General features: G+C 59.8%; 8 protein-coding genes. 7 read left to right on the forward strand and 1 reads right to left on the reverse strand.

The window, feature by feature from the left end; all coding sequences use genetic code 11:
• Positions 1 to 121 precede the first annotated feature (121 nt).
• Complete coding sequence (locus H0W47_RS17505) at positions 122 to 2,548, reverse strand: penicillin-binding protein 1A (protein WP_296926714.1); 2,427 nt, start codon at positions 2,546 to 2,548, stop codon at positions 122 to 124.
• 269 nt (positions 2,549 to 2,817) lie between these two features.
• Between H0W47_RS17505 and H0W47_RS17510 the strand changes: the two genes are divergently transcribed.
• From H0W47_RS17510 to aroB, 7 genes are all read left to right on the forward strand, one after another.
• Entirely contained in the window at positions 2,818 to 3,897 is a 1,080-nt protein-coding gene (locus H0W47_RS17510) for a pilus assembly protein PilM (protein WP_296926715.1), read from the forward strand.
• Positions 3,894 to 4,535 (forward strand): PilN domain-containing protein, encoded by a 642-nt coding sequence (locus H0W47_RS17515; protein ID WP_296926717.1) that lies wholly within the window; start codon positions 3,894 to 3,896, stop codon positions 4,533 to 4,535. The genes H0W47_RS17510 and H0W47_RS17515 overlap by 4 nt, the downstream gene beginning before the upstream one ends.
• Positions 4,536 to 4,565: 30 nt before the next feature.
• A complete protein-coding gene (locus tag H0W47_RS17520) occupies positions 4,566 to 5,234 on the forward strand; it encodes a type 4a pilus biogenesis protein PilO (protein ID WP_296926719.1) in 669 nt (222 codons plus the stop codon).
• A gap of 41 nt (positions 5,235 to 5,275) precedes the next feature.
• Positions 5,276 to 5,791 (forward strand): pilus assembly protein PilP, encoded by a 516-nt coding sequence (locus tag H0W47_RS17525; protein ID WP_296926721.1) that lies wholly within the window; start codon positions 5,276 to 5,278, stop codon positions 5,789 to 5,791.
• A gap of 83 nt (positions 5,792 to 5,874) precedes the next feature.
• Entirely contained in the window at positions 5,875 to 7,932 is a 2,058-nt protein-coding gene (gene pilQ / locus H0W47_RS17530; protein ID WP_296926728.1) for a type IV pilus secretin PilQ, read from the forward strand.
• Positions 7,933 to 8,057: 125 nt separating this feature from the next.
• Positions 8,058 to 8,600, forward strand: a complete 543-nt coding sequence (locus tag H0W47_RS17535) for a shikimate kinase (protein ID WP_296926724.1) — start codon at positions 8,058 to 8,060, stop codon at positions 8,598 to 8,600.
• Between the two features lie 53 nt (positions 8,601 to 8,653).
• Positions 8,654 to 9,769 (forward strand): 3-dehydroquinate synthase, encoded by a 1,116-nt coding sequence (gene aroB / locus H0W47_RS17540; RefSeq protein WP_296926726.1) that lies wholly within the window; start codon positions 8,654 to 8,656, stop codon positions 9,767 to 9,769.
• Positions 9,770 to 9,959 lie beyond the last annotated feature (190 nt).

A 9,959-nucleotide genomic window follows, 5' to 3' on the forward strand; every position in this document is an offset into this window, starting at 1 on the left:
AACGACACGCATCGGCCGCTGCGCGCCCCAAATCATGTGCTCATCGGACTACTGGTGAAATATCCGGGATAAGACGTCGCCCCCGACGATCTACACACAGTGAGCGAACGTAGGGGCTCGTTTAGTTCTTGAACAGATCCAGGATCCGATTTCGCTCATCACTCGGCGGCGGTGACTGGATCACAGTGCCAGGCGGCATCGGCTGGCCCTGGATCGGGTTGTCGGCGCCGGCGCCGGGCGCAGGCCTGTCACCCAGACCCACACTGCTGATGCCGGAGCCCTTGGCGTATTCTTCATAAAACCATTCCCCGCCCATGTTGATGACGCCTGCAGGCGGCGTGTATTCAGTAACCGGCACTCCCTTGAGCGCATGCTCCATGAAGCTGATCCAGACCGGCAGGCTCAGGCCCCCCCCCGTTTCCCGATCGCCCAGTTTTTTGGGGGTGTCGTAACCCATCCAGACGGCGGCTGTCAGCGTCGGCTGGTAACCGACAAACCAGGTGTCGATAGAGTCGTTGGTGGTGCCGGTCTTGCCGTACAGGTCGGGCCGCTTCAAGGTGGCTTGCGCCTTTGCAGCGGTACCGCTGCGTGCCACTTCCTGCAGCAGACTGGACATGATGTAGGCATTGCGGGCTTCGATGCCGCGCACCGACTCGTCCAGACCGGGGGGGGGCGATTCGATCACCGTGCGGCCCTTCTGGTCGGTGATTTTGGTGATCAGATAGGGGTTAATGCGGTAGCCGCCATTGGCGAACACCGAATAACCGATGGCCATCTGCAGCGGCGTCACTGAACCGGCACCCAGCGCCATGGTCAGGTAGGCGGGGTGTTTTTCGCCGTCAAAACCAAAACGAGTCACCCACTCCTGGGCGTTTTTGGCGCCTACCGCCTGCAGAACACGGATGGAAATCATGTTTTTGGATTTGGCAAGGCCACGGCGCAGGCTCATCGGGCCGTCAAAGGTGCCGTCGTAGTTTTTCGGCTCCCAGGGCTGACCGCCAGTGACCCCTGCATCAAAAAACAGGGGTGCATCGTTGACCACAGTCGCCGGCGTAAAGCCCTTTTCAAGCGCCGCCGAGTAGATGAAGGGTTTGAAGCTGGAGCCGGGCTGTCGCCAGGCCTGCGTAACGTGGTTGAACTTGTTCTTTTCGAAGTCAAAACCGCCGACCAGCGCCCGCACCGCGCCGTTGCGCGGATCGATGGCGACAAAAGCGCCTTCTACTTCGGGCAGCTGCGTGATCTCCCAGGTGTTTTTTGGCGTTTTCGTCACGCGGATCAGGGCGCCACGGCGGATCCTGATATTCGGCGCCGCCTTGTCAGACAGGCCAGACTGGGCGGGTTTGAGGCCGTCACCGGTGATTTCAATGGTTTCGCTGTTCTGGCGGATCGCGACGATTTTTTTCGGCCCGGCTTCGAGCACGACGGCTGACATCACGTCATCGTTGTCGGGATTGTCTGCCAGGGCATCGTCAATCGCGTCTTCGGTTTCCTGAGGATCTTTCGACAGCTCAATGAATTTCTCGGGCCCGCGGTAGATCTGCCGACGCTCGTAGTCCATGATTCCCTTGCGCAAGGCCTTGTAAGCGGCCGTCTGGTCGGTAGCGCGCAGTGTGGTGAACACATTGAGACCGCGGGTGTAGGTTTCGTCACCGTACTGGTTGAACACCAGTTGGCGAACGGTTTCGGCGACAAACTCGGCATGCACCCGGCCTGTGTCCGGCCCGGACCGGACCTTGAGCTGCTCGGCCTTGGCTTCCTCCGCCTGGGCCTGGGTGATAAAGCCGTTAGCCTGCATGCGCTCAATGATGTAGAGCTGGCGCGCCTTGGCGCGTTTTGGGTTGCTCACGGGGTTGTAGGCAGATGGCGCCTTGGGCAGACCAGCGAGCATGGCCGCTTCGGCGATGCTGACATTCTTGAGTGGTTTGCCGAAATAGGCTTCCGAGGCAGCCGCGAAACCATAAGCACGTTGCCCCAGGAAAATCTGGTTCATGTAGATCTCGAGGATCTGGTTCTTGCTGAGAAGGTGTTCCAGCTTGAAGGTCAGCAGCATCTCGTAAATCTTGCGCGTATAGCTTTTCTCCGTGGAGAGGTAGACATTGCGCGCCACCTGCATGGTGATGGTGGAGGCGCCCTGACTCTTGGCGCGGCCCATGTTGGCCAGTCCGGCGCGGATGACGCCGATGTAGTCGACGCCACCGTGCGAGAAGAAGCGCGCATCTTCAATCGCGAGCACCGCGTCTGTCATTACCTTGGGGATGTCGGCAATTGGCGTCAGGTTGCGGCGTTCCTCGCCAAATTCACCGAGCAGTACCCCGTCAGAGGAATAGACGCGCAAGGGTAGCTTGGGCCGGTAGTCGAGCAAATCTGACACATCGGGCAAATTGGGGTAGGCCACTGCCAAGGCAATTGCCACTACCACCAGGATGGACACCGCGCCGGCCATCACCACGCCCAGGGTCCATGCTGCGGCCCTTAACAGGGCGCGTGGCCAGGTCGGTCGATGGCCGGTCGAAGCGCCGGTGTCGGAGGACGGGGAATTTGAAGGCATGGGTTTCTAATGTAAGTGCGCGCCAGCATTGTAAAAATTGCCCGCTGCGAACAGCCGGGGGCGGAGCGGATATTTCACATTTTGCATTTTTTGGCGCCAGGACGCTTGTTCGCCAAACCATGAAAACTCGCCAAAAGCGTCAACTTTTGACAACGGTGATAGTAAGCCAAAATAGAAAAATCCTTTGTCGTACAAGGATCTTACTGATAGCATTGAAGTGATTTCTTAAGTTTGTGGGGCTGCAGGTCAGCCGTCATTTGGGGACCGTCTTGATCTCTTTGGGATCCTTATTCAACCGTCAATCGTCAGCTCTGCTGGGTCTGGACATCAGTTCGTCAAGCGTCAAGCTGGTGGAACTGAGCCGCGACAAGGCCGGCAATCTCGTGCTTGACCGATGCGCCATCGAACCTCTTGAGCGCGGCTGGATTACTGACGGCAATGTGGAAAAGTTCGAAGAGGTCGCCGAGGCAGTGCGCCGGCTCGTCAAGAAAAGCGGCACCCGGACCAAAAATGTGGCCATGGCCTTGCCAGCGTCGGCGGTCATCACCAAAAAAATCATTTTGCCCGGCGGCATGAGCGAGCAAGAGCTCGAAATCCAGGTTGAGGCCGAGGCCAACCAGTACATTCCGTTTTCTCTCGACGAGGTCAGCCTGGACTTTTGTGTGGTGGGCCCCAGTGCCAGCTCGGTGGGCGATGTCGAGGTGCTCATCGCGGCATCGCGCAAGGAGAAGGTCAATGACCGCCAGGGGCTGGCCGAGGCTGCGGGCCTGAAGCCAGTGGTGGTGGATGTCGAGTCCTATGCCTCGCGCCTGGCAACGGCGCGTCTGATTGAAAACCTGCCCAACAAGGGGCTGGATACCATGGTCGCCCTGTTCGAAGTGGGCGCTCTCACGACCAGCATGCAGGTCATCAGGAATGATGAAGTCCTGTATGAGCGCGATCAGGCGTTTGGCGGTGCCCAGCTGACCCAGCTGATCGTGCGTCAGTATGGTTTTTCTCCGGAAGAAGCCGAGAGCAAAAAGCGCAGCGGCGACCTGCCGGACGATTACAACTCCAGTGTGCTCAAGCCCTTTGTCGACAGCATGGCGCAGGAAATCGGCCGGGCGCTCCAGTTCTTTTTCACCAGCACGCCGCACAACAAGGTCGATCATGTGATGCTGGCCGGCGGCTCCTCTGCCCTTCCGGGGTTGACCGACGCCGTAACTCAGCAAACATCATTTGCCTGCATGGTGGCTAATCCCTTCGAAGGAATGACTCTGGGTACCCATATCCGGGAAAACAAGATGAAGCGTGAGGCTGCGTCTTACCTGACTTCCTGCGGCTTGGCCTTGCGGAGGTTTTTCCAGTGATCCTGGTCAATTTACTTCCCCATCGTGAAGCGGCGCGCAAACGCAGGCGCGAGGCTTTTTTTGTTGCCTTGGGTATTGCGGCTCTGGCTGGCGGCCTGATCTGCGGAGCCGTGTACTCCGGGTACCAGGCCCAAATTTCGGATCAACAAGCGAAGAACACTTTCCTCAAGTCGGAAATTACCCGTCTTGACAACCAGATCAAGGAAATCGCCGGTTTGCAGCAGGAAATCGCTGCCTTGCGCGCACGTCAGGGCGCGGTCGAGGACCTGCAGGGCAACCGCAACCTGCCGGTCTACCTTCTGAACGAGCTGGTCCGGCAATTGCCTGATGGCGTCTACCTGAGCACCATGAAGCAGGAGAACCAGACCGTGTTATTGACCGGTGTGGCCCAGTCCAACGAGCGAGTCTCCGAACTGCTGCGCAATCTGAGCAACAACAGTCCGTGGCTGACGCGGCCGGAACTGATCGAAATTACCGGCAAGGTGCTCGCATTGAGTCCGCGCGACCAGCGCCGTGTTTCCAACTTTTCGATGCGCGTATCGCTCAAACGCGCAACTGATGTGCAAAAGGCAGCAACTCCAGCAGGCCCTGCAGCCGCCAAGCCTGCAACGCCCGCACCCACGCCTGCCAAGGGCTGATGGCTGGTCACGAACAGACAGGCACTGAACATGGCTAAAGTCAACATCAATTTTGCTGCGATCCAGGACGGCGTGAAATCGCAATTCGTCGGCCTAAACCCGAACGATCCCCCGTCATGGCCAGCCGTTCCGCGTTATTTGTTGTGCCTGTTTGTCACAGTTGCTGTGGTGGTGGCACTGTGGTTTGTCTGGCTCAGTGCATCCGATGAGGAACTGAAGGCGGAGCAGGCGAAGGAACTCCAGCTGAGAGAGGACTTCACAAAAAAGCTGGCTCAGGCGGTCAACTTGGAGGCCCTGAAGAAACAGCGTGAGCAGGTCCAGCAATATGTTACCCAGCTGGAAAAACAACTGCCCAGCAAGGCCGAGATGGATGCGTTGCTCTCAGACATCAACCAGGCCGGCCTGGGCCGCAGCCTGCAGTTTGAGCTTTTTCGGCCCGGGCAGGTTAGCGTCAAGGATTATTACGCCGAGTTGCCGATTGCGATCAAAGTCACAGGCCGCTACCACGACATCGGTGCCTTTGCAGCCGACATCGCCAACCTGTCGCGTATCGTCACCTTGAACAACATCGCGATCGCCCCGGTCAAGGACGGGATGATGAACATGGAGAGTACCGCCAAGACTTTCCGCTACCTCGACCCAGACGAAATTGCTTCGCAGCGCAAGGCGGCACCCGCTGCGAAAGGGGCAGCAAAATGACGCCGGGCAGAACTCGACAAAAGGCTACGCTGGTTCTCGTCATGACCGCCATTTTCGGGCTGGCGTCCTGCGGATCATCCGAGCACGCGGATTTGCAGCAGTGGATGAGCGAACAACGAAGCCAGACCCGGCCGAAAATCCAGCCTTTGCCTGAGCCAACCAAATTTACGCCGCAGACCTACACGCAGGAAGGCGCCATTGAGCCCTTCAGCAGCCAGAAACTGTTGCAGGCTCTCAAACGGGACTCCAACCAGGCGACGGCCAATGCCGGCCTGATCGCGCCAGAGCTGAACCGCCGCAAGGAACCGCTTGAAGCCATGCCTCTGGACGCCGTGGCCATGGTGGGAAGCATGATCAGGCAGGGCCAGCCGGTTGCCCTTGTGAGGGTGGACAACCTGCTCTACCAAGTGCGGGTAGGCAACTATCTGGGTCAGAACTACGGCCGCATCACCAAGATCTCGGAAACCGAGTTGTCTTTGCGCGAGATCGTGCAGGACGCTGCGGGCGAGTGGACCGAGCGGGTGGCGAACATACAGCTTCAAGAGGGATCAAAATGAACAAGAATGCATGTGCGACCGGGACCGGCGTGTTGCAGACGGCATGGGCGCGGGCATCAGCCGCGGCGATGGTCGGCGCGGCCATGCTGGCGGCCTCGATGTCGACGGTCTTGTGGGCGCAATCTCCCAATGCCATTGAAGCTGTGACGGGTTCGGTGCAGGGTGGTACTGAGGTGATTCGCATAGATCTGTCCGAAGCCTTGACGACAGTGCCCACAGGCTTCACGATTCAGAGTCCGGCACGCATCGCGCTTGACTTTCCGGGAGTCACCAATTCCATGGGCCGCTCCGCAGTAGATCTCAATCTTGGCAACTTGCGCTCGGCCAATGTGGTGCAGGCAGGGGAGCGCACGCGCGTGGTGCTCAATCTCAAGGCATCCACGGCCTACAGCACACAAATCCAGGGCAAATCCCTGTTGATCACCTTGGCGCCAGTGGCCGTCGCCGCTCCGTCGGCGGTCGCCGCACCGGTGTTTGCCGAGAACCGGAACCGCGATACCCTGCCACTGAAAGATATCGATTTTCGACGCGGCATCGACGCATCAGGCCGCATTGTGGTTGACCTCGCGAACAACCAGGTCGGCGTCGATATTCGGCAGCAGGGGCAGACTCTCGTGGTGGAATTCCTGAAAACCGCTTTGCCCGAAGGCCTGCGCCGCCGGCTGGATGTGGCTGACTTTGGCACGCCGGTTCAAAGCGTGACGACCTCGCAGTTCGGTGACAAAGTCCGTATGGTGGTGGAGCCCAAAGGCCAGTGGGAACACAGCGCCTACCAGAGCGACAACCAGTTTGTGCTGGAAGTGCGGCAACAAAAGATCGATGAATCCAAACTATCCCAGGGGCCGGGCTACACCGGGGAGAAGCTGTCGCTCAATTTCCAGAACATTGAAACGCGCTCCCTGCTGCAGGTGATTGCGGACTTCACCAACTTCAACATTGTCACCTCCGATAGCGTGACGGGATCCGTCACACTGCGCCTGAAGGACGTGCCCTGGGACCAGGCGCTGGACATCATCCTGCAGGCCCGCGGTCTGGGTATGCGCAAGACGGGCAATGTGCTGCTGATTGCGCCCAAGGATGAGCTTGCTGCCAAGGACAAGCTGGACCTCGAGTCACGCAACGCAATCCAGAGTCTGGAGCAGGTTCGAACCCAGGATTTCAAGCTGAACTACGCCAGGGCCGATGAGATTGCCAAAGGTTTGCTGGGCACCGGGGCGGCTGGCGCCACCAAGATATTGTCGGCCCGTGGCAGCGTGATCTCGGAGACCCGGACCAACCAGTTGTTCGTGACCGACATCCCTTCCAAGCTGGAGCAGGTGCAAAGCCTGATTGCCAAGCTGGATATCCCGGTGCGTCAGGTGCTGATCGAAGCGCGAATTGTTGAAGCTTCGGATACTTTTGGCAAGTCGCTGGGCGTGAGGCTGGGCGGACGCCCTTTCACCCTGAACGGCAATCAGAATACCCAATTTGGTGCAACTTATTCGACACCGACCGCCGCAGTGGCACCAGGCTCGGCGTTGGGAAACATTGGTACAACGGCGGGTGATTTCATCAATCTCCCCGGCGTGGGTCAAAACGGTTTTGCCGCCGCAACCTTCGCTGTTTCGCTCTTCAACTCGTCCCTGACCCGACTGCTGAATCTGGAGATTTCTGCGATGGAGGCCGACGGCAAGGGCAAGATTGTGTCCAGCCCGCGTATCGTGACGGCAGACCAGGTCAAGGCGCTGATCGAGCAGGGCACCGAGTTGCCCTACCAGCAGGCAACGTCCAGCGGCGCCACCTCTATCGCCTTCCGCAAGGCCAACCTGAAGCTTGAAGTGACGCCGCAGATCACGCCTGAAGGCAACATCATCCTGAATGTGGACGTGAACAAGGACAGCGTGGGGCGCTCCACAGCCAATGGTTTTGCAATCGATACCAAACACATCCAGACCCAGGTGCTGGTTGAAAACGGCGGCACGGTGGTGATAGGCGGCATCTTTGAACAGACCGAGCGCGAGGATGTGACCAAGGTGCCCTTGCTGGGTGATATTCCCGGGGTAGGTAATTTGTTCAAACAAAGGACACGCACTGCCAATAAATCCGAGTTGCTGGTATTCATCTCGCCCAAGATGATCAGCAACGGGGCTGCACTGCGGTAATCCAGCGGCCCCGTTCACGCGGGCCCTGGGTCCGCTTTTCGGCGGTGGCATTTGCCAATGCCTCAGACCACCGCGCCGCAGGTCTAGATAGCCTGACCCACCCTGCCAGGGACCCTGTGAACCCCGTGAATTTTCCTGCCCATGTTGCACTCGTCGGCCTTCCCGGCTCGGGCAAGTCAACGGTCGGGCGACAACTTGCGCGGCGCTTGGGCTGGCCCTTTCTGGACTCCGATCAGGTCATCGAACAACGGATTGGCCTGTCCATCCGCGAATTTTTCGAACGCGAAGGCGAGGAGCCTTTTCGCGATCTGGAGCAGGCCGTGATTGGCCAGTTGACCGCAGGTGAACCCTGCGTGTTGTCCACCGGCGGCGGAGCTGTGCTCAGGCCTGCCAACCGGGAGCATCTGCAGCAGCGCAGCCATGCGATTTACCTGCACTCCCTGCCAGAGGAGGTCTTTCGCCGGCTGCGCCACGACCGCAACCGCCCGCTTCTCCAGGTCGCTGATCCGCTGGAAAGGCTGCGCGAGCTGTATGCCGTGCGCGACCCGCTGTACCGCGAAAGCGCGCGTCTGGTGGTCGAGACTGGGCGTCCCTCGGTGCCGGCGCTGGTTCACCAGATCGCGAGCCAGCTTGAAACCCTGGGACTGGTGACGGCTACCAGGCAATAAGGCGCAGCTTCCCGGGCGGTCGAAGCCCGAAGCCAAGCCTCTACACTTGGACCATGGATGCAACTTTTTCTCCGGCGGCGCAACAGGTACGGATTGACCTGGGCGATCGCAGCTACCCCATCAGCATAGGTACCGGGTTACTGGGTGATCCGGCCACCTACCAGGATCTGCCGGCTGCTACTACTGCATTGGTGGTGTCGAATACCGTGGTGGCGCCGCTATATGTCGGAGCGCTACGCCGGGCGCTGCAGCCGCACTACAAGCGCGTCTTGCAGGTGGTTTTACCCGATGGGGAGGTCCACAAGGACTGGCCCACGCTGCAGCTGATTTTTGACGCGCTTCTGGAAAACGCCAGCGACCGCAAGACCGTGCTGTTCGCGCTTGGCGGCGGCGTCGTCGGGGACATGACCGGGTTTGCCGCAGCCTGCTACATGCGCGGTGTGCCGTTTGTGCAGGTGCCGACCACGCTGCTGGCGCAGGTGGACTCGTCCGTCGGTGGCAAGACCGCCATCAACCACCCCTTGGGCAAAAACATGGTGGGTGCGTTTTACCAGCCCGAGCGCGTGATCTGCGACCTTGATGTACTGCAAAGCCTGCCGCCGCGCGAGCTGAGCGCGGGCCTCGCCGAAATCATCAAGTACGGACCGATTGCCGACATGGACTTTTACGGCTGGATCGAAAACAACATGGAGGCCCTGCTGGCGCGCGAGCCGGCCGCCCTGGCACACGCAATCCGCCGCAGCTGTGAAATCAAGGCGGAGGTGGTGGGGCAGGACGAGCGTGAAACCGGTCTGCGCGCCATCCTCAACTTTGGCCACACCTTTGGCCATGCCATCGAGTCCGGCCTTGGCTACGGCCAGTGGTTGCACGGTGAGGGCGTGGGCTGCGGCATGGTGATGGCGGCGCGCTTGTCGCAGCGCCTGGGGTTGGTCGACTCCGCTTTTGTTGAGCGCCTGCGTACGCTGATCCAGCGCGCCGGGCTGCCCGTCACCGGACCACGGCTGTCGCCGACTGACAGCGCCGGGCGTTATCTGGAACTGATGCGCGTGGACAAAAAAGCCGAGGCGGGCGAAATCAAATTCGTGGTGATAGCCGCACCGGGCAGCGCAGCGGTGCGCGGCGCGCCGGACGCTCTGGTGCGTGAAGTGATTGATGCCAGCTGCGATTGACGGCAGGTCGATTGCTATAGAAATAATAGCTAACTGTCCAGTGTGGACGGGGGCTGAAGACCAATTTGATGCATAAATCATGAACCAGCTGGCCCCTTACGCCTCTGATGCGGCCGGTTCCCGCGGTCGCCGCCATCCTGAACCGGCTGCGCCCACGCGCTCAGCCTTCCAGCGGGACCGCGACCGCATC

This window comes from Polaromonas sp. (assembly GCF_013817205.1).
Lineage (GTDB): Bacteria > Pseudomonadota > Gammaproteobacteria > Burkholderiales > Burkholderiaceae_C > Polaromonas.